21 protein-coding genes are annotated in these 19,936 nt (G+C 61.3%); 3 read left to right on the top strand and 18 right to left on the bottom strand.

The features are described from left to right. Positions 1 to 41: 41 nt before the first annotated feature. Positions 42 to 1,082 (bottom strand): glycoside hydrolase family 5 protein, encoded by a 1,041-nt coding sequence (locus ACZ3GY_RS00795; protein WP_465908593.1) that lies wholly within the window; start codon positions 1,080 to 1,082, stop codon positions 42 to 44. A 245-nt stretch (positions 1,083 to 1,327) separates the two neighbouring features. On the opposite strand from ACZ3GY_RS00795, the gene ACZ3GY_RS00790 reads away from it, so the two are divergent. Together ACZ3GY_RS00790 and ACZ3GY_RS00785 are read left to right on the top strand one after the other, a co-directional pair. Then, positions 1,328 to 3,259, top strand: coding sequence for a putative nucleotidyltransferase substrate binding domain-containing protein (locus tag ACZ3GY_RS00790; RefSeq protein ID WP_463563501.1), 1,932 nt, complete (start codon positions 1,328 to 1,330; stop codon positions 3,257 to 3,259). Continuing rightward, positions 3,256 to 3,960: a 3'-5' exonuclease gene (locus ACZ3GY_RS00785; RefSeq protein ID WP_465908592.1), complete on the top strand. Its 705-nt coding sequence runs from the start codon at positions 3,256 to 3,258 to the stop codon at positions 3,958 to 3,960. The genes ACZ3GY_RS00790 and ACZ3GY_RS00785 overlap by 4 nt, the downstream gene beginning before the upstream one ends. Positions 3,961 to 4,042: 82 nt before the next feature. On the opposite strand, the gene ACZ3GY_RS00780 is transcribed toward ACZ3GY_RS00785, so the two are convergent. From ACZ3GY_RS00780 to pip, 13 genes are all read right to left on the bottom strand, one after another. Beyond that, on the bottom strand, positions 4,043 to 4,249 hold the full coding sequence (locus ACZ3GY_RS00780) for a hypothetical protein (protein WP_463563499.1): 207 nt from the start codon (positions 4,247 to 4,249) through the stop codon (positions 4,043 to 4,045). Then, positions 4,246 to 4,548 (bottom strand): hypothetical protein, encoded by a 303-nt coding sequence (locus ACZ3GY_RS00775; RefSeq protein ID WP_463563498.1) that lies wholly within the window; start codon positions 4,546 to 4,548, stop codon positions 4,246 to 4,248. Before ACZ3GY_RS00775 ends, ACZ3GY_RS00780 begins: the two co-directional genes overlap by 4 nt. A 46-nt stretch (positions 4,549 to 4,594) precedes the next feature. Next, a complete protein-coding gene (gene creD, locus ACZ3GY_RS00770) occupies positions 4,595 to 5,947 on the bottom strand; it encodes a cell envelope integrity protein CreD (protein ID WP_463563497.1) in 1,353 nt (450 codons plus the stop codon). A 192-nt stretch (positions 5,948 to 6,139) separates the two neighbouring features. Continuing rightward, positions 6,140 to 6,577, bottom strand: coding sequence for a CBS domain-containing protein (locus ACZ3GY_RS00765; protein WP_463563496.1), 438 nt, complete (start codon positions 6,575 to 6,577; stop codon positions 6,140 to 6,142). Positions 6,578 to 6,668: 91 nt separating this feature from the next. Beyond that, complete coding sequence (gene creC, locus ACZ3GY_RS00760) at positions 6,669 to 8,090, bottom strand: two-component system sensor histidine kinase CreC (RefSeq protein ID WP_465908591.1); 1,422 nt, start codon at positions 8,088 to 8,090, stop codon at positions 6,669 to 6,671. A gap of 30 nt (positions 8,091 to 8,120) precedes the next feature. Further along, the gene (gene creB, locus ACZ3GY_RS00755) at positions 8,121 to 8,798 is read right to left on the bottom strand and encodes a two-component system response regulator CreB (RefSeq protein WP_463563494.1); all 678 of its coding nucleotides are present in this window, start codon (positions 8,796 to 8,798) and stop codon (positions 8,121 to 8,123) included. Between the two features lie 754 nt (positions 8,799 to 9,552). Beyond that, complete coding sequence (locus ACZ3GY_RS00750) at positions 9,553 to 11,583, bottom strand: methyl-accepting chemotaxis protein (protein WP_465908590.1); 2,031 nt, start codon at positions 11,581 to 11,583, stop codon at positions 9,553 to 9,555. 106 nt (positions 11,584 to 11,689) lie between these two features. Then, positions 11,690 to 12,190, bottom strand: a complete 501-nt coding sequence (gene rloA2 / locus ACZ3GY_RS00745) for a retropepsin-like aspartic peptidase RloA2 (protein ID WP_465908589.1) — start codon at positions 12,188 to 12,190, stop codon at positions 11,690 to 11,692. Between the two features lie 279 nt (positions 12,191 to 12,469). Next, positions 12,470 to 13,204, bottom strand: a complete 735-nt coding sequence (locus ACZ3GY_RS00740) for an amino acid ABC transporter ATP-binding protein (protein WP_073263853.1) — start codon at positions 13,202 to 13,204, stop codon at positions 12,470 to 12,472. Further along, positions 13,197 to 14,159 (bottom strand): amino acid ABC transporter permease, encoded by a 963-nt coding sequence (locus ACZ3GY_RS00735; protein ID WP_465908588.1) that lies wholly within the window; start codon positions 14,157 to 14,159, stop codon positions 13,197 to 13,199. The genes ACZ3GY_RS00740 and ACZ3GY_RS00735 overlap by 8 nt, the downstream gene beginning before the upstream one ends. 85 nt (positions 14,160 to 14,244) lie before the next feature. Continuing rightward, positions 14,245 to 15,036, bottom strand: a complete 792-nt coding sequence (locus tag ACZ3GY_RS00730; RefSeq protein WP_225835610.1) for a transporter substrate-binding domain-containing protein — start codon at positions 15,034 to 15,036, stop codon at positions 14,245 to 14,247. Positions 15,037 to 15,387: 351 nt separating this feature from the next. Then, positions 15,388 to 15,825: a D-aminoacyl-tRNA deacylase gene (gene dtd / locus ACZ3GY_RS00725; protein WP_465908587.1), complete on the bottom strand. Its 438-nt coding sequence runs from the start codon at positions 15,823 to 15,825 to the stop codon at positions 15,388 to 15,390. Beyond that, entirely contained in the window at positions 15,822 to 16,793 is a 972-nt protein-coding gene (gene pip, locus ACZ3GY_RS00720; protein ID WP_465908586.1) for a prolyl aminopeptidase, read from the bottom strand. Before pip ends, dtd begins: the two co-directional genes overlap by 4 nt. Positions 16,794 to 16,895: 102 nt before the next feature. Here pip and ACZ3GY_RS00715 point away from each other — a divergent pair, with 102 nt between their 5' ends. Continuing rightward, positions 16,896 to 17,327, top strand: a complete 432-nt coding sequence (locus ACZ3GY_RS00715) for a hypothetical protein (protein WP_465908585.1) — start codon at positions 16,896 to 16,898, stop codon at positions 17,325 to 17,327. Positions 17,328 to 17,423: 96 nt separating this feature from the next. Here ACZ3GY_RS00715 and ACZ3GY_RS00710 read toward each other — a convergent pair whose 3' ends face one another. From ACZ3GY_RS00710 to ACZ3GY_RS00695, 4 genes are read right to left on the bottom strand one after another with little or no spacing between them, the layout of a single operon-like run. Next, entirely contained in the window at positions 17,424 to 17,987 is a 564-nt protein-coding gene (locus tag ACZ3GY_RS00710) for a lipocalin family protein (RefSeq protein ID WP_463563488.1), read from the bottom strand. Next, complete coding sequence (locus ACZ3GY_RS00705) at positions 17,987 to 18,241, bottom strand: lipoprotein (RefSeq protein ID WP_042554284.1); 255 nt, start codon at positions 18,239 to 18,241, stop codon at positions 17,987 to 17,989. The genes ACZ3GY_RS00710 and ACZ3GY_RS00705 overlap by 1 nt, the downstream gene beginning before the upstream one ends. Positions 18,242 to 18,285: 44 nt before the next feature. Further along, positions 18,286 to 18,885, bottom strand: coding sequence for a DUF924 family protein (locus ACZ3GY_RS00700; protein WP_463565987.1), 600 nt, complete (start codon positions 18,883 to 18,885; stop codon positions 18,286 to 18,288). 8 nt (positions 18,886 to 18,893) lie between these two features. Then, positions 18,894 to 19,904, bottom strand: a complete 1,011-nt coding sequence (locus ACZ3GY_RS00695) for a class 1 fructose-bisphosphatase (protein WP_463563487.1) — start codon at positions 19,902 to 19,904, stop codon at positions 18,894 to 18,896. Between the last annotated feature and the right edge of the window lie 32 nt (positions 19,905 to 19,936).

The raw sequence follows: 19,936 nt of genomic DNA, 5'->3' as shown, positions 1-19,936 counted from the left end.
GCAAGCGTGTCGCCCCGCCCATCAGAGCACCAACGCGAGCCTCAGGTTCCCGGGCCGATGCTGGTGCAGTTACCGCCACCCAGGTACTTCTGCAAGACCGCCCATTGCGGCCGGTCGACACCCTTGATCGGCTCGATCGACAGTTTGTGCTTGCCCCACGAAGGCCCCGCCGCCCAGTAAGTGAACGGAATGCAGTGCTTCTGCAGATAGGCAAGGGTCTGATCCAGCGCCTTCAGGCCGCTCTCATCATCGGCAGGTACACCGAACTCGCCGATATGGCCCTTCTTGTTGTGCTTGATCAGCCAGTTGACGAACGGCTCGATGCGCTTGACGCCAATCTGCGGGTCAAGATTGGGCGCCAGGGCCTGCTTGTAGCTGCCACTGCTGTCAGGGTCGATGTACATGTGTGCGGAATAGACGATGTTGTTCGCCGGGTCCTTCAGATCCAGCAGCGCATCGTTGAGTTTCGGCCACTGGGTCGCGGATGAATATTGCGCCCCCTCGACGTACACCGCGTTCTTCGAATCGTGCTTGCGCACCCCGTCGATGCCGGCCTGGGCCACCTCCGGCCAGAACTTGTTGGCCGCGCCGTAGGGCTCGTTCATCAGGTCGTAGGAATACACTGCAGGGTTGTTGCCCCAACGCGAGGCAATGCGCTCCATCAGGTTCTTGTAAGCGGAAATTGGCACATCGTCGGTGCCGATCACCTTGCCGTAGTAACGTCCGTAGTTGTGCACGTCGAGCATCACCTCGATGCCGCTCTGGTGGGCTTCGGTCAGGGTCTTGTCGATCAGCTTGGCGTAGCTTTCGTCGAACTCGCCATTGGCCTTGGGCTGCAAACGCTCCCACTGGATGGAAAACCGTATCCAACTGATGCCTTTCTGCTGCCACTTGGTGTAGTAGCCGGGTGGCGGGAAGAAGAAGTTGGTGCCGTGCTTGCCGGGAATGTGAGAACTGGCGAATGCCGCGCCGGCGACGTTGATGCCGATCAGCTCGATAGGCTTCTGCTGCGCACTGACGCTGCAGCTCAGAATCACGCCAAGCCCGAAGGTCATGGCTCGGCTAAGAAAAGTGCCACTCATTGATGCTCTCCTCTGTCTCCGGAATCAACGAAACCATCCGAATGCGATAAAAATGCGTCTCAGACAAAATGCGTCCCAGACAGAACAGGACGCCAATTGACCGCAGAGGTTCACGAGTGGCCGCGGTAATCTCGTGACAATCGATAAACGCAGGAGACCAGCAGAGCGTTCTAGACTTACGTCCTATGTCGATTCCTGGCTCAGACCACCACCATGTCGCCACAAGAACAAAAGGGATGCGAGCGATGAAAGCAGCGGACGACTTCGCCCTGGCCGGCAAGACTGCGGTGCAGCAGAACATCTACGGCACCATGGAGTTTTTGCAGAAGTTTCCACCGTTCAACCAGATGGATACCGCACACCTCGCCTATCTGGTCGAACACTGCCAACTGCGCTTCTATGGCGAGGACGACACCATCATCCACCCGGACGATGGCCCGGTGCAGCACCTTTACATCGTCAAGCAGGGCCGGGTGCACGGCCAGCGCCCGCACTCGGCGCGACGCGGCACGGAAACCACTTTCGAGATCACCAGCGGCGAGTGCTTCCCCATGGCCGCGCTGATCGGTGAACGGGCCACGCGCACCGCACACCTGGCCTCCGAAGACACCTTCTGCCTGCTGCTCGACAAAGCCGCCTTCTCCCGCCTGTTCGCGCAGTCCACACCCTTGCGGGATTTCGCCCTGCGCGGCGTCAGCAGCCTGCTCGACCAGGTCAACCAGCAGGTGCAGATGCGCGCGGTGGAAACCCTCGGCTCGCAGTATTCGCTGGATACCCGCCTGGGCGAGCTGGCCATGCGCCAACCGATTTCCTGCGCACCGGATATGCCCTTGCGTGATGCCGTGCGGCTGATGCACGAACAGCAAGTCGGCAGTATCGTCATCGTCGATCCCGGCCTGCGCCCACAGGGCATCTTCACCCTGCGTGACCTGCGCCGTGCGGTGGCGGACGGCAGTTCGCTGGAGCTGCCGATCGACAGCCTGATGACCCAGGCGCCCTTCCACCTGCCGCCGAGCGCCAGCGCCTTCGATGCCGCCATCGCCATGACCGAGCGGCATATCGCCCACGTCTGCCTGGTGGAACAGGGCAAGCTCTGCGGCGTGGTTTCCGAACGCGACCTGTTTTCCCTGCAGCGCGTCGATCTGGTGCACCTGGCCCGCACCATTCGCCATGCCGGCCGGGTTGAAACACTCGCGGCGCTGCGTGAAGACGTCCGCCAACTGGTCGACCGCATGCTCGCCCACGGTGCCAGCTCCAGTCAGATCACCCATATCGTCACCCTGCTCAACGACCACACCGTGTGCCGGGTCATCGAGCTGACTCTCGAAGAGCTGGGCGACCCTGGCGTGCCCTTCACGTGGTTGTGTTTCGGTAGCGAAGGCCGGCGCGAGCAGACCCTGCACACCGATCAGGACAACGGCATTCTCTTCGAGGCAGCAGACGGCGCAGAAGCCGCAGCGATCCGCGGCCGCCTGCTGCCCCTGGCCATAGAGATCAATCAACGCCTGGCGCACTGCGGTTTCACCCTGTGCAAAGGCAACATCATGGCCGGCAACCCGCAGCTGTGCCTGTCGCGCCAGGAGTGGTCACGGCGCCTCGCCGGGTTCGTACGCGAAGCCTCGCCGGAAAACCTGCTGGCCTCGACCATTTATTTCGACCTGCGCGCAGTCTGGGGGGATGCCAGCGGCTGCGAGACGCTACGTGACGAACTGCTCGGGCAAATCGCCGACAACAGTTTGTTCCAACGCATGATGGCCGAGAATGCCCTGCGTCAGCGCCCCCCCGTTGGGCGCTTTCGGGATTTCGTGGTAGCCCGTCGCGGCGCCGAAAAAGACACCCTGGATCTCAAATCCCAAGGCCTGACACCCTTCGTCGATGGCGCCCGCTTGCTTGCCCTTGCACACGGCATCAAGGCCTGCAACACCCAGCAGCGGCTGCGCGAACTGACCGAGCGCGGAATCATCGAGCCGCTGGATGGCGCCGCGTATGAAGAGGCCTATCACTTCATCCAGCAGACGCGCCTGCAACAGCACCAACTGCAGGCACGCCAGTCCCAGCCGTACTCCAACCGCCTCGACCCGGACAGCCTCAACCATCTGGATCGGCGCATCCTGCGTGAATCTTTTCGCCAGGCCCAGCGCCTGCAAAGCAGCCTGACGTTGCGCTACCAGTTATGAATGCACTCACCTGGCTTACCCGCCGCCTCACCCTGCCCGCCGAGCAGCAACGCCGCCGTGACGCGCTGCCCAAGCCCGCCGCGCACGATGACGCCCCCCTGAGCGCACAGCGCCTGGTGGTACTCGACCTGGAAACCAGCGGCTTGAACATGAAGCGCGACCAGGTGCTGTCGATCGGTGCTGTGGTCATCGACAACGGCGCCATCCAGCTTGGCCAGCAATTCGAATGCACCCTGCAGCGCGACGATCATCGGGTCAGCGCCAGTGTGCTGATCCACGGCCTGGCACCCAGCGCCATTGCCGCCGGCATCGAGCCGGGTGAAGCGCTGCTGGCATTCATGGAGTTTCTTGGCGACAGCCCGCTGCTGGCCTTCCACGCCGGTTTCGACCAGCGCATGCTCGCCCGCGCCCTGAAAGAGACCCTGAATCTGCGCCTGCGTCATCCCTTCTTCGACGTCGCCGAACTGGCCCCCCTGCTCTGCCCCCAGGCAGAAATCCGCAACGGAGGCCTGGACGACTGGACAAAGCATTTCGGCCTGCAGGTGCAGCAACGCCACCACGCCAGCGCAGATGCCTTGGTGACTGCCGAACTGGCACTGATCCTGTTCAGCCGGGCCCGCAAGCAGCAAATCGACAGCCTCAAGGCCCTGGAACAAAGCCTGGCCGGCTGGCGCAGACGGCAGCAGGCGCCGTCGTTGTAATCGCCCCTGAGGCCTCACCCAATCCGCAATCGCCCCCGAGTATCGCTGCGTTCCACCCAGGCTAGGGGATTAGCGCTGCCTGTTAGCCTGTGGTTGAGCGCAGCGATACCCAGGAGGTACTTCTGTAAGGAAGGCGAGCGGGTAGTTCGAGGTCGGCCGGCACCGGCAGAAACACCACGTGGCCTTCACTGAGGGCTAACCATGGTGCTGCGGGAAACAACTGGGCGATACAGCGTGCCAGTTGCCGCCCCGCGCTGCGTTCCTCGCGCAGCCCGATACGCCCGCTCATCGCCGGTACCACAGGCGGAAGAAGCCCAGCCCGAACAGCAGGGCGATCTGCATCATCGCCACGCACAGTTGCAGGAACGACTGCACGGAGCTGTTGGCTGCTGCATCGGTCACGCCGGTCAGCGTGTTCCAGAACGGCTCGGGCAACAGCTGCAGGCCAAGCTGTGCGAAGGGCCAGCCGCTGAGCATCAGCAGCTCGATCCAGTCGAAGCGGCCGATGAACATCATGGCGATCAGCAGCACGCCGGCAATGCACAGGCCAAGGGCGAAGCAGGCGGAAAATTGCAGTAAGAGGCGCATAGCAGTCTCCAGGGGGCGTGCGAGCCGCACGCCCCGGCAAGGTTGATCAGAGGGTTGGCTGGGTTTCGCTGGTGGCTGGGCGGCCCACGCCGTACCAGTCCAGCTTGCGGGTCAGCACCATCACGCAGCCCAGTACGCCAAACACCAGCAGCGAGCCCATCAGCAGGGCGTAGTCTTCGGCACCGAGCAGGCCGTAGAGCAGCCCGTACAAGGCCGCCAGCAAAACGCCAAAGGCAGCACCACGCGACCAGCTACGCAACACGCTGCTGACGTAGAAGGTGTTCAGCGCCACGCAGCCCAGAGCGGACAATCCATAAGCAATGGCGAACCCCAGATGCTCGGACAGCGACAGCAACAGCAGGTAGAACAGCGCCAGCGACAGACCTACGAGGGCGTACTGCACCGGGTGCACGGCCAGGCGCTTGAGCACCTCGAACAGGAAGAACACGGCGAAGGTCAGGGTGATGAACAGCAGCGCGTACTTGATCGCCCGGTCGGCCTTGAGGTACTGGTCGACCGGCTCGATAAAGCTCACCCCGAAGGACCGGCTCTGCATGGCCGAGCAGGAGCCACTGACACAACTGCTCAAGGCATCCTGCATGTCGGTGGCGAAGAAGCTGGTCTGCCAGTTGGCGGTGAAACCTTGCTCGGTCACTTTGCGCTGGCTGGGCAGGAACTCCCCGACGAAGCTGGGGTGCGGCCAGTCCGAACGCAGGGTGACCTGGCTTTCGCGGCCGACCGGGGTGATGCTCAGTTGCTCGGTGCCCTGCAGTTTCAGGTCGAAGGCAAAGGTGTAGGCCTGCTCGTCACGGCTGTCACGCGTGGGTAGCGGTACGTGTACGCCACTGCCGAAACTTTCGTCGCCGCTGCCCGGCTCGAAGCTCAGGCTGGTGCCGTTGAGCTGCAGCTTGAGGTCATTGCCGATGCCCCGCACATCGCTGATGCCGACTGCCACGAAAGGATCGCCGAAACGAAACGCCTCGACGTCGCTGACACCGTAGTTGGCCGGAACCCGAAACTCGCCGCTTACCTTGCTATCGCTGTGATACAGGCGCGCCTGATAGATACCGCGATAACGCAGCTCGGTGCGCACGTCACCATCAAGGCTGAAACGCTCCGGCAGGAAGTACAGGCGGCCCTGCTCGATCGATTCCTCCTGATAACGCTCTTCGCTGTCCTTGCGGGTTTTCCAGGTCAGCACTCTCTTGCGATAGGGCACCACCAGAATCGGCCCGGTGATCTGCTGGGCGTAACTGGAGCTGCGGGCGATATCGCGCAGCACGTCGTTGCGCAGGTTCTGGCGTTCGTTGACCAGGCCATCGATCAGCAACAGGGGAATCATCAACAACAGAATCAGCAGGGCAATGGTGCCCAGTTTCAACATCAGGCTTCGGTTCATGGCACAGCGCTCCGTGCAGTTGGGATGCACGCAGTCTGGCCACGCCCCGTGGAGGCAGCGTGGAGTGAATATGGAGATTGTGTGGCAATTGTGGGAGCCGCCAGGCGCCTAACGGTTCTAGCGGGAACCCGCTTGCCGACGACCCACCGTCAGGAAATCCAGGTGATCGCAGACCTCTGGCGAGGGCGAAATTCACTCACCGCGGATGTACTGTTCCAGATGCTGAATCAGGTCTTCCTGGGCGCTGATGATGTCCTTCACCAGGTCACCAATCGACAGCAGACCAACCAGCTGACCATCGTCGACCACCGGCAGGTGGCGAAGCCGGTTGCTGGTCATCAGTTCCATGCAGTGTCGACTGTCCTCCGTTGAAGTCACGGTGATCACCTTGCTGGTCATGATGTCACTGACTTTCATGTTGGCCGGAGAACGCTCCTGCACAGCCACCTTGCGCACATAGTCGCGCTCGCTGACGATGCCAGCCAGGCGCTCGCCCTCGAGCACCACGAGGGAGCCGATGCCTTTTTCGGCCATGAGCTTCACGGCAGCGAACACGCTACTTTCGGGAGCGACACTGTACACGTTGGAAATGGGCTTGCTTTTCAATACTTCGGCGACGGTTTTTTTCATGCGCGTTCTTCTTGTATCGGAAGATTGACGGGCCATGAGCATAGCTAAACAACACGCGTTTGTGCACGGTTAACGGCAGCGGGTCACAGCATCAGCGTGGAAATGTCAGGCACACCTGCACACCAGCCTCGACGTTGGCGATACTCAGCGTCGCGTCATGCAGATCGGCCACTTCCTGCACGAAATTGAGCCCCAGGCCGGTGCTCTTGCGTCCGGTAGCCGGCCGCGCAAGCGAATAGAAGCGCTCGGTCAGACGCGGTAACGCATAGTCGGGAATCGCCGGCCCCTGGTTGAACAAACGCACCTGCAGGTGGTTATCGTCGCTTTCGGCCGAGAAGCGGATCAGCCCGCCCGGAGGCGTGAAGTCCAGCGCATTGTCGAGCAGATTGGCCAGCGCCTGGCGCAGCAAAAAATGCTCGCCTGGCACTGCGTGGCTGGCCGCCACAAGGTTATCCACACGCAGGGCGCTGCGCTCGATACGCGCCATCTGCGCCTGCACAAGGCTGTCGATCAGCGGCTGCAGCGCTACCGCCACGCGCTCCTCCAGGCCCTGGCGCTGCTCGACCTGAGCCAGATGCAGCAGGCGCTCGATGAGGTTCTGCAAACGCTCACCTTCCTCCGCGATATTGGCCACGAAACGCTGACGCTGGGCTTCGGGCATATCGGTTTCCAGCAACTCGGCTGCGCCACGGATCGCCGCCAGGGGGCTTTTCAATTCATGGGTAAGGGTATGCACGTAGCGCTCGACGTAGGCCTTGCCCTCCAGCTCGGTGCGCATGCGCTCCACCGCTTGGGCCAGTTGCCCGAGCTCACCACCGCGCACCGAAGGCAATTCTGCTCTCTGCCCCTCGCTGACCGCCTGTGCATAACGGGTCAGGCGACGCAGCGAACCGCTGAGCCACCAACTGAGTAGACCGCCGATCAGCAAACCCAAGCCGATCAGCCCGGCACCCAGCCAGCCAAGGCGCCGCTGTGACCGCTCGATGTAAGGCTGCAGCGTACGATTCGGCTTGGCCACCGACACCACGCCGAGAATGCGCCCGCCGTCGATGATCGGCGCTGCCACATACATCACCGAAGAATCCGGATCGCTGGGATCTTCGCGCGTCGAGCGCACACCGTAGCGCCCCTGCAGCGTCAGGTAGACGTCGTTCCAGCGCGAGTAGTCCTGGCCCACCGCCAGGCCGCTGGAGTCGAGCAGCACGACGCCCTGATCGTCGGTGACGTAGATGCGATGGTTGACCTGGTTCTTCGGTACGCCCCAGATCTGGGCCTGGGGCCGACGCAGCCCATAGGCCTTGAGCAGTTCGGGCAGTCGACCCTGGGTCAGGTGACCTGACTTGACGTCTTCACGGAGAATCTCCGCCAGTAGGTGCGCGGTGTCGACCAGGGTTTCCTCGGTGGACTGACGCACGCCAGGGCGGATTTCGTCCATCACCGTGCTCAGCACGAACCAGCCGGACAAACCGACGAACAGGAAATACACCAGGAAGATACGCACCCCGAGCGGCATCAGCGAAACTCCTGAGAGGTGAGCATCGGCCTACTCCAGCTTCAGACTGTAGCCCAGGCCACGGTGCGTCTGGATCGGCTCGGCCTGGGGCGCGATCTGTCGCAGCTTAGCGCGCAGGCTCTTGATGTGGCTGTCGATATTGCGCTCGTAACCGGCCTCCGCCGCCACTCCCAGGGCGTCGAGCAACTGCTCGCGGCTGAACACGCGCTCCGGCTGCCCGAGCAGGCATTGCAGCAATTGATACTCCAGTCGGGTGAGACTCAGCGTTTGTCCGTGGTAATCGATACGCACCCGCTCGCTGTCGACCCGAAACGGCCCTTCGGCTGGTTTGGCGGGCGCCTGTCGAGGGCTGACTCGCTTGAGAATGGCTTTGACCCGCGCCGCCACTTCACGGGGACTGAAGGGTTTGACCACGTAATCGTCGGCGCCAATTTCCAGGCCCACCACGCGGTCGATTTCATCATTGCGCGCGGTGAGGAACATCACCGGCACCTCGGAAAAGCGCCGCAGCCGTTTGCAGGCTTCGAAACCACTGATATCCGGTAGCCCAACATCGAGAATCACCAGATCGAAGGCCTCACGCTCCAGCAGCGTCAGTGCTTCACCGGCCAGGGTCGACCAGCGAGTAGCGAAGCCCTCGGCTTGCAGGGCGTACACCAGGGTATCGGCAATTGCGGCTTCATCTTCGACGATCAGGATGGTCGCCATGGTGGCATCCTTGCGGCACGTGGGCTGCGGAGCCTGCGTGAGCACACTGTCCTCGTCAATAGTCAGTACCTCGAACGGCTATACACAAAAGGCGTGGATCAATCTGTGGATAAGCTCGGCATGAAGCGCTGCAGCCCTCGAAAACAGGAACCTACAGCCCTGAGATCATTATTTGATCAACGACTTACCCACAGACATATTTGGGGCAAGCCACTGTAATCAAAGAATTTTAGTCAATAGATAAATGCATCTTTCGCATCATGTATCGGTGCACAATTTACGTGGACGAAGCTGTGGATAATCCTTGTATGAACGTCGCTACACCACGCAGTACGCTGCCTGTAAAGCGTTGTACGTTTTATGACCAGCGAAGGTAACCCAATGAAAATAGGCAAGAACTTCAAATTTACCCACTAAGCCGCTCTGCGAACGCCAAACCACCTACATAGCTATACACAGTTGCGGTGGAGTAACCTGTGGATAAGCCTTGGAAAGCAATGGCCAAGGCATAGCTGGCGTGGCCTGCAAGAAACTGATCATTATTCGAACAGCCCTTTCGCCCCCCTTGTAACCGGCTGTATTCCCTTGACTTCATTGATCATTCAGATGACTGAATAAGCCCTGAGCAAGCTTTAGTGTCATGCACAGTTACCGTGGATGAATCTGTGGACAACCTTAGGAACAGTCGCTGCAGGCCATAGTAGCTATGGCCTGCAGCGCGTCGATCACTTTTCGAGCAACAGAACTCGCACCATCAATCCACTCGGAAACGCCCAGTGTTCTGCGCCAGGGTCTCGCTGCCTCGGCGCAGTTGCTCGCTGGCGTTGCTGACCATCCGCGCGCCGTCAAGCAGCGCACTGGCCGCCTGGTCGACCTGCTGGATATTGTGGCTGACCTCATCAGCGGTAGCGGCCTGCTGCTCGGCAGCCGTAGCGATCTGCGCCAGGCGATCGCTGACCCGTTGTACCGACTCGACGATGCCATCGAGATCCGCACTCATGGCCAGCACATTGCCCACATCGCCTTCGGCCTGCTGCATGGCCTGCTCCATTTCGGCGACCGATTGGCCGACCACCTTGTGCAGATCGCCCACCGTCTGAGCGATTTCCGCCGTGGAGTTCTGGGTGCGTTGCGACAGCGAACGCACCTCGTCGGCGACCACGGCAAAGCCGCGACCCTGCTCGCCCGCGCGTGCGGCCTCGATGGCAGCGTTGAGCGCCAGCAGGTTGGTTTGCTCGGCGATGCCCTTGATCACGTCGACCACTCGAGTGATCTGCTCGGTCTGCTTGCGCAGTTGCTGCAGGGTGGTCGCGCTTCCCGCCAAACGACCACTGAGTTCACGCATGCTGGCACTGGTACGGGCGCTGCGCTGGTTGCTCTGGTTGGCGATCTCACGGGTCTGACCGGCTTCCTGAGCGGCCTGCTCACAGCTCTGCGCAACACTTTGGGCGGTAGCCGCCATCTGCGTGGCCGCCGTGGCGATCTGGCTCATCTGCGCCTGCTGCTGCTCGACCGCGGCCAAGGAACTGCTGGCCTGGTTGCCGAGGCCCTGAACCGTCTGGTCGAGCTGCTGACCTTCCCGGCCGACGCCCTGCATCGAGTCGCGTAATTGGGCGACCGCGCTGTTCAGCGCCGTAGAGATTGCAGCCAGATCGTCGGCACCGTGTACCTGCATGCGAACCCGCAGATCACCGTCGCGCAGGCCTTCGGTGGCCTGGATGATGCCCGTGGTGCTGCGGCGGATCGAGGCGTTGAGGCAGAGCAGCAGATACAGCGCCAGGATGGTCAGCGCCGCGAAGATCAATACGGTTTGCAGCATGTCATGCCGGGCTTGCCCCTGATAATCACCAAGGCTCGCATTGAACTGCTCGAACACCGCCTGGCGCAGCGCCAGCAGTTGCTCCTGCAGGGTCTGCACGTGCTGCACGAACTGTGCAGGCTGCATCACCATGGGGCTGGCCTCGAACATGTCACGGTCGATCTCGCCGAGGAAGCTCTGCAGACCCTGCTCGGCTTGTGCGAAAGGCTGCTGCAAACGAACCATGGCGGTCGCCGAGGTGCGCTCCAAAGCAGTGCGCGCTTTAGCCATCTGCGCACCGGATTGTTCCAGCGAGCGGCGCAGGTCACGTACCAGCACGCGGTTCTGCAGAGTGAAGTGCTGTGCCACCAACGAGCCGTAACCCTGGCTGGCGAAACTGCCGAGATTTTCTGCCAGGCGCGGCAGGGTAAATGTCAGTTGCTCCATCATCAGATAAGTATCGAGATAGGGGTCGAGTATCAGCCCGCTGTCGGTGGCAACCAGCTCACGTAGCACCACCAAACGCGAGAGGGTGTTCTGGTAACGCTCCAAGGCATCGAGCAGCGCCATTTTACCCAGCACGCTCAGATCCAACTCAGCCAGCGACGCGCGCAGCGCGTCCAACTGGCGCTCGGTTTCTTCGCTCAATGGAGTCAGTTTCAGTTGCTCGGAGGCTGCGGCCAGAGCCTCGCCGAGCTTGCTGCTGCGCTCACGCAGCAGGCCTTCGGCAGCCTTGTCGTTGCCCTTCCAGCGGGCCAGCAGAAAGCGCTGTTCGAGTAGCTCCTGCTCAACCGCACCAAGCGCATTAACACCTTGCATGCCGTCAAATTCGCGGTTCAGAACCTCGATGCGTTCCAGGCTGGCACTCAATATCACCCAGAGCGCATAGCCCAGCGGAATGACGAACAGTACGAACAGCAACTGGAACTTGCGGGCAAAACTGACGCGCTCCAACACGCGTACACCCGGCTTGAGCAATCCCCACATATCCCACCTCGAAACAGGTGCCACAGACACACAACGCTGTGGCAATGTGCCATTTCGAGGCAAGAATCACACCGGATAACCAATAATGGAAGTGCGGACTAGTGATTCAACACTTGGGCCGCTCGGCGGTATAGCGATTGGCTGGATCGATGGCGGCATCCAGCGTGCGAATGGCACTCGCGCCGATCAGCAAGGGATAGTCGAAATGGCTGCGATCAGTCAGGTTGACCTCGATGGTGCGCTTCTCCTCGCCCAGGCAGATGTCCATATCGACTACCGGCCGCGAGGAATACGACGGCTCATCGGAACCGCCCTCTTCAGCACGGTTCTTGATCTCGGTGACGCGGGCCACGGGCTTCTCGAAGAGCTGGTCATCAGCTTCGTCAATGGCCAGACGAAAGCGTACCCAGTCCTCACCATCACGCTGGAATTGTTCAATATCGCGAGCCGACAGCGATGCGGTCATCGCCCCCGTGTCCATCTTGGCCTTGAGGGTCTGGCCGATCTGCGGCAGTTGGATGTACTCGTAGCGACCGTACAAGGTCGGTTGATTGGCCATTGCCGGCAGAGTAACGGCAACTGCCAACAGAGCTAGAGCGGTTTTCACGCCTGAGAGTCCTTATGCTGAATAGAGAGCATTGGGACTGAGGCAGGAGCGGATGGTTCTAAAAACCTACTTGGGCAATATGTGTTCGAAGCGGCGCCTGAGGGGCCGCAACAAGGCAGAAGCGGCCGGTGGATGCAGAGCTTTCTTTTTGTAGGAGAGGCTTTAGCCGCGAGCTCTATTGAAGAGCAAAGAGCTCGCGGCTAAAGCGGATCGCCGCCCGGCCCCTCCCACAAGATCGCGACCGGCCGCTTCTGCCTTAAAGCGACCCTGGCCGTCGCGCTACAGCACCTGACGCAGAAAAGCCTGCGCGCGCGGGTCTTTCGGTTGAGCGAAGAACTCGGCAGGTGGTGCATCTTCCAGCAACTTGCCGTGGTCGAAGAACAACACGCGATCCGCCACTTCACGGGCGAAGCCCATTTCGTGGGTAACGCAGACCATGGTCATGCCTTCAACGGCCAGTTGCTTCATCACGTCGAGCACCTCACCGACCATTTCTGGGTCGAGGGCCGAGGTCGGCTCGTCGAACAGCATCACCTTGGGATCCATACACAGAGCACGGGCGATGGCCACACGTTGCTGCTGGCCGCCGGACAGCCGCGACGGAAACTCGCCAGCCTTCTGGCCGATGCCGACCTTGTCCAGCAACGCACGGGCCTTGGCCTCGCGCTCGGCCTTGCCACGCTTACGCACCACTTTCTGCGCCAGGCAGAGGTTTTCCAGCACGGTCATGTGCGGGAACAGGTTGAAGTGCTGGAACACCATGCCGACTTCGCGGCGGTAGGCGTTGATATCGGTTTTCGGGTTGGCCAGGTCAAGGCCGTCGATGCTCACCGAACCTTCATCCAGTTCTTCCAGGCCATTGAGGCAGCGCAGGAAGGTCGACTTGCCGGAGCCAGACGGGCCGATCACCACCAGCACTTCACCGCGCGCCACCTGGGTGGTCACACCGTCGACGGCGCGAACCTGCTGGCCTCGGGCGTCGAATACCTTGATCAGATCACGAACTTCAATCACTTTGCGCAAGCCTCCGTTCCAGGCGGTTGGCGATCTGCGACAACGGCAGGTTGATCACCAGATAGAGTGCGGCCACGCAGAACCAGATTTCGAACGTGGAGAACGAGGTGGTAATGGCTTCGCGGCCGCTCTTGGTCAATTCGGTGATGGCGATCACCGAGACTAGCGAGGTGTCCTTGACCAGGCTGATGAACTGCCCAGCCAGGGGTGGCAGTACACGCTTGAAGGCTTGCGGCAGAATCACGTGGCGCATCGACTGCGCAGCGCTCAGCCCAAGAGAGCGAGCCGCCTCGTCCTGACCGCGGACGATGGACTGCACGCCAGCACGCACGATCTCGCCCACGTAGGCACCGGTGAACAGCGCCAGCGCCGCCACCCCGGCGAACTCTCGGGAGAGATCCAACACCGTGCCGATGAAGAAATAGAAGATGAAAATCTGCACCAGCAAAGGCGTGCCGCGTACCAGCTCGACATAGACCGTCGACAGATGACGCAGCGTCGGGTTGGCCGAGAGCCGGCACAGACCGGTGATCAACCCGATCAGCAGGCCGAACACACCCGCCGCCACGGATATCCACAAGGTCGTCCAGAGCCCCCAGAGCAGCGGCCCGGCGGCCCAGTGACGATTGACACCGACGACATCGCCCTCGGCTACATCATCACCTTCGCTGAACTGCAGGCTGTCGCTTGCCACGCTCAGTTGCTGCTGCTCACCGCTTTCGCCAAGCAGCGTGACCAGTGCGTCGTCGCCCTGCCGGCTGACGCTCTCGACACGGCTGTAGTCAGCAGCCCGCTGCGCATCTTCAGCGTGATAGGCGAAATACTGGGGAACGCGATTCCAGCGCCACTCATAGGAAATCAGCGAGGTGGAATACCAGATAAGCAGGGCGCCCACGACCAGGATCAGACCGGTCAGCAGGTGCCAGGGCCACTGGGCTTTCTTCTGTTTAGCCACGGCGAGTGTCTACCCATTGAGTTGCAAACATGACAGCGCGCGGACAAGCCGCGCGCTGGGTACAGCGGAACAGAGCGTGTAGGCCCTATTCCATATCCTTGAGCCAATTGGTGCTCTTGAACCACTTGGCATGGATACGATCGTAGGTGCCGTCTTCGCGGATCTGGTGCAGCCAATTGTTGATCCAGTTGATGCTGTCGTAGTCGCCCTTCTTCAGGCCGAAAGCCAGCGGCTCGAAGGTGAAGGGCTCGTCGAGGAACACCAGCTTGCCGGCGCCGGCCTTGTTCACCGCAACGACGTTGTACGGCGCATCGTAGATGAAGGCATCGGCCTTGCCGTTGACCACGTCCATCACCGCTTCCTGCTCGTTGTCGAAGCCGCTGTACTTGGCTTGGGCGATCAGCTTCTTGGCGACCATCTCACCGGTGGTACCGATCTTCGAGGTGATGCGGTAATCGGCGCTATTCAGGTCTTTGTAGCTCTTGACCTTGTCTGCCAGCTCCTTGCGGATCAGCAGGGTCTGGCCGACCACGATGAAGGGCTCGGAGAAGTTGATGCGCAGGTTGCGCTCCTGGGTCAGGGTCATGCCCGAACCGATCATGTCGAACTTGTCGGTCAGCAGTGCCGGGATGATGCCGTCATAGGAGGTGGAAACCAGCTCCAGCTTGACGCCCATGGCCTTGGTCATGGCTTTGAGCAGGTCGACTTCAAAGCCGATGATCTCGCCACGCTTGTTGGTCATTTCAAAGGGCATGTAGGTCGGGTCCATGCCCACGCGCAGGGTACCGCGCTTGACCGCGTCGTCGATGACACCAGCCTGAGCGAGGCCGGTGAAGGCGCAGATGGATAACAACAGTGAGGCGACAAGCTTTTTCATTCTTGCTCCTGAGGGGCAGACAGTTATAAGAGCTTGCTCAAGGTCTAGCGAGCTAGAGCAATGCAAGGCAAAAACAGGCGAGGAAGCGGAGTGTACTTTTGTACATGAGCATTCCGAGCCTGTTTTTAACGCAGCAGTGCCGACGCGCAGCAGACTTTGAACAAGTTCCAGGCGCCCGGAGTGGGTCACGCACCGCACTGGTGCAGGCGACAAGCCATGGGCGGAAAGGCGGCGCGGCATGCTAACCGTGATCGACGCCGATAGCGAGATATCAACGCCTGATCAGCGACAAACAGTGCCAGCCAGCGGCGAACGAGAAGGCAAGAAGCAGGCCAGGCAGTAGCAGAGAATTCAGGTTTCCAGCAGGAAGGTTACCGGGCCGTCGTTGATCAGGTGCACCTGCATGTCTGCGCCGAAACGCCCGCTGGCAACCTGTGGATGCTGCGCGCGGGCCTGTTCGAACAGATGATCGAACAGCGCCTCACCCTGGGCGGGCGGTGCCGCGGTGGAGAAGCCGGGGCGCAGGCCGCTGCGGGTGTCAGCAGCCAGGGTGAACTGGGAAACCAACAACAGACCACCACCGACATCCTTGAGCGACAGGTTCATCTTGCCCGCCTCGTCACTGAACACCCGGTAATTGAGCAGCTTGTGCAGCAGCTTGGCGCAACTGGCTTCGCTGTCCTGCGGCTCGACACCGACCAGCACCAACAGGCCTTGGTCGATGGCGCCGACGGTTTCTCCGGCGACATCGACCCGGGCGCTGGCGACGCGCTGCAGCAGTGCCTTCATGCTTCGTCCGGTGCCAGGTCGAGCAAGCGATGAGCGATCTCGTCGGCGGCGCGCACCAGCGCATCGGCGATGCCTGGTTCGGCGGCCGCATGGCCTGCCTCGCGGATGATCTGCAGCTCGCTGTTGGGCCACGCCTGGTGCAGCGTCCAGGCGTTATCCAGCGGGCAGATCACGTCGTAGCGGCCATGCACGATGATGCCCGGTAGATGGGCGATCTTCGGCATGTCGCGCAGCAGTTGGTCGGGTTCGAGGAAAGCATCGTTGACGAAGTAGTGGCATTCGATCCGTGCGATCGACAGTGCGCGCAGGCTTTCGGCGAAACGGTCGACCACCTGCGGGTTGGGCCGCAGCGTGGCGGTGCGCCCTTCCCAGCACGACCAGGCCTTGGCCGCGTGCATCTGGGCGATCTGGTCGGCGCCAGTCAGGCGCTTGTAGAACGCCTGCATGAGGTCGCCCTGCTCCTCGGCGGGAATCGGCGCCAGGTAATCCTGCCAGTAATCGGGGAATAGTCGGCTGGCCCCCTCCTGGTAGAACCATTTGAACTCCTGCGGGCGGCACAGAAAGATACCGCGCAGGATCAACGCATGCACCCGATCCGGGTGAGCCTGGGCATAGGCCAGCGACAGGGTCGAGCCCCAGGAACCGCCGAACAGCACCCACTTGTCGATACCCAGGTGCTCACGGATACGCTCCATGTCGGCGACCAGATCCCAGGTGGTGTTCTTCTCCAGGCTGGCGTGGGGCGTGGAACGGCCACAACCGCGCTGATCGAAGGTGACGATGCGATACAGGTTCGGGTCGAAGTAGCGGCGGCTCGCCGCATCGCAACCGGCGCCCGGGCCACCATGCACGAACAGCACCGGCAGACCATCCGCCGAGCCGCTCTCATCGACATAGAGAACGTGCGGGGCGTCTACCGCCAACTCGTGACGGGCGTACGGTTTGATCTCCGGGTACAGCGTCTGCATGGTGCGCTCCTGAGGAAGATTTGAGGTAGGCTCGGGCCGCCCGCACGTCGAACGGGCTGTTGCGCTCTTCCGGGCATCATAACCATGAAAAAGGAATTCAGCATGCCGATGCGGAAATTTGCCCTGCCCCTGCTGTTCGCCCTGCTACTGGCCGGGTGCCGCACAGACGATGACCCACAGGCTTCGCTCGAAGCAGCCGTACAGCAGTTGCAGGACAACCTGGAGGCAAAGAAGACCGCTGCCGTGCTCGATCGACTGCACGGCGAGTTTCTCGCCCAGCAGGTCAATGATCGGGACTGGGCGAAACGCACCATGACCTTGCTGTTCCTGCGCCACAACAACGTCAAGGTACTCGCGCTGAGCAAGAACAGTCGTATCGATACGACTTACCGCGACAAAGGCTACACCGACGCGCAGGTGGCGCTGACCGGCGCCGAGGGGCTGATCCCAGACAGCGCGCGGCATTTCAGCGTGAAGCTCGAATGGTGGCAGGACGACGGCGAATGGAAGCTGGCAAGGCTGGAGTGGGAGTGAGGCAGAAAGCAGTCCCTTAGCCTGAGTAGAGCGCAGCGATAGCCAGGAAGCGATCCCGGGTGTCGCTGCGCTCGACCCGGGCTACCGAGAGCTATCTCACTCTGCCGGCTTGGCACCTTCACGCCAGATCAGCTTGTCGGTGTCATAACCTTGGGTGCGGGCCACAGAGAGCAGCTCGTCGCGAACTTCATCGGAAATTTTCGGGGTACGCGAGAGCAGCCACAGGTACTTGTGGTTCGGATGGCCGACCAGTGCGGTTTGATACTCATCATCCAGATCCAGCACCCAATACTCGCCCTTGCTCACGCCCGGCAGCAAACGGCTGAACCAGTTGTCGAAGGTCACCCAGAGCTTGTCGGTCTTGCCCTCGACCTGAGGTACGGCGCGACCTTCGACCTGCTGCCACTCGCCGTCGGCATTGCGGCAACGATTGGTCACCGAGACGCTGCCATCGTCCTGCAGGCCGTAACGCGCCTCGGACTCAACGCAGTTGCGCTGGAAGAACATCGGCAGCCGCGCCACTTCGTACCAAGTGCCCTGATAGCGCTCGAGGTCGACCGACTCGACGGTCTTCGGTGGCGCCACGCCAGTGCCCGAATTGGCACAGCCGACCAACAGTACGGCGCCCAGCGCCAGGCAACCCATCGCAAACTTGTTCATCACTTCAACCCTTTGGCAGAGAACATCATTACCTTGTCACCGGCGTACTGCACGCTGATGAAGCTGACCTGGTCACCCCAGGTGCAGCTGGACATGCCCAGCGCGCCGGAACATTCCGTCGCGGTACCGAGCAAGTCTTCGACCTCTGCCTTGGTCATGCCCGAGTAGAGTTTGGCGTAATTATCCTGATTGACCTTGCCGCAGGCCGCCAGAACGACACAGGTCGCCAGTAGCACGAGAGAACGCAAGCGCATGAGGGGTAACTCCAGTAGTCCAGTTGTCACATGCCGGTTCGACGTCAGAAGCTCGAGCCCGGTTCCAGCAGAAAGCGCAACTCCACGTCGGTACTGCTGCGCCCGAGGGTTTCGTTGCGATGGGGGAAGCGCCCGAAGCGCTCGATGATGCGCAGATGCCGTTCAGCGTAGTCGAGAAAGCCGGCGAACAGCTCACGCTCGGCGTCCGCTGCTGACTCGCTCAGCTCGCCGAACAACTGCATGGCACGCAACTGCTGAGGGACGCTCTCGGCGTGCTCGAAAACCAGGTAGATGAATACTCGCTGGATCGACGGCAACTGCCGATCCCAGCCCAGAGTGACGCCTTCCTCGACCAGCGGCTGTGCCAGCGCATCACCGGCAAAGGCCAGCGGCGTGTCGCGGTAGATCATGCGTGGTAGCTGGTCGAGCAGCAGCACCTTGGCCAGCCAACCGCGTGGATCGGCCGACCACTCCTGCAACCCGCCAGCGAGCGCCTGTTCGACCAGCACACCAAAGCGCTCACGCGCCTCGGCATCCTGCTCGTCACGTTTGCCGAACCACAGCGTGTTATGCGCTTTAGCGGCTTCTACCGCCGAGGTCGACTGGCCAAACCACCAATCCAGCAATGGCTGCCAAAGCTGCATCTGCATGATCAGCCCTTGTGATAGCCCGTCACACGTTCGACTTCTTCCTTGGAACCCAGGAATACCGCCACGCGCTGGTGCAGGCCTTCAGGCTGGATGTCGAGGATGCGCTGGTGGCCGTCGGTGGAGGCACCGCCCGCCTGTTCAACCAGGAAAGACATCGGGTTGGCTTCGTACATCAGCCGCAGTTTGCCCGGCTTGGATGGCTCGCGGCTGTCACGCGGGTACATGAACAGGCCACCACGGGTCAGGATGCGGTGCACGTCGGCAACCATCGCGGCCACCCAGCGCATGTTGAAGTTCTTCTTCAGCGGGCCTTCTTCACCGGCCATCAACTCGCTCACGTAGCGGGTAACCGGCTCCTCCCAGTGACGCTGGTTGGACATGTTGATCGCGAATTCTTGAGTAGCCGCCGGAATAGTCATGTTTTCGTGGGTCAGTACGAAACTGCCCATTTCACGATCCAGGGTGAAGCCCTTGACGCCGTCGCCCAGGGTCAGCACCAGCATGGTCTGTGGGCCGTAGATCGCGTACCCGGCAGCCACCTGCCGGGTACCTGGCTGCAGAAAGGCTTTCTCGTCGAGGCTGTCGTTCTGAGATATGTACTGATCCGGGCAACGCAGCACCGAAAAGATAGTCCCAACCGGTGCGTTGATATCGATGTTGCTGGAGCCGTCCAGTGGATCGAATACCAGCAAATAGGCACCTTTCGGGTACTTACCGGGAATCTGGTAGGCGTTGTCCATTTCCTCGGAGGCCATGCCGGCCAGGTGACCGCCCCACTCGTTGGCTTCGAGCAGGATGTCGTTGGAGATCACGTCGAGCTTCTTCTGCACTTCACCCTGCACGTTCTCGGTACCCATGCTGCCGAGCACGCCGCCGAGGGCACCCTTGGATACCGAATGGCTTATTTCCTTGCATGCACGCGCCACTACTTCGATCAGGAAGCGCAGATCGGCCGGGGTATTTTGACTACGGGTCTGCTCGATGAGGTAGCGACTAAGGGTAACGCGGGACATGAAGGACTCCGGGAAGGAAGGTAATCGGAAGG

Source organism: Pseudomonas sp. PME37.24/006 (assembly GCF_055556635.1).
Note: the sequence above shows the minus strand (reverse complement) of the source record. Positions and strands in the feature narration are given on the sequence as shown.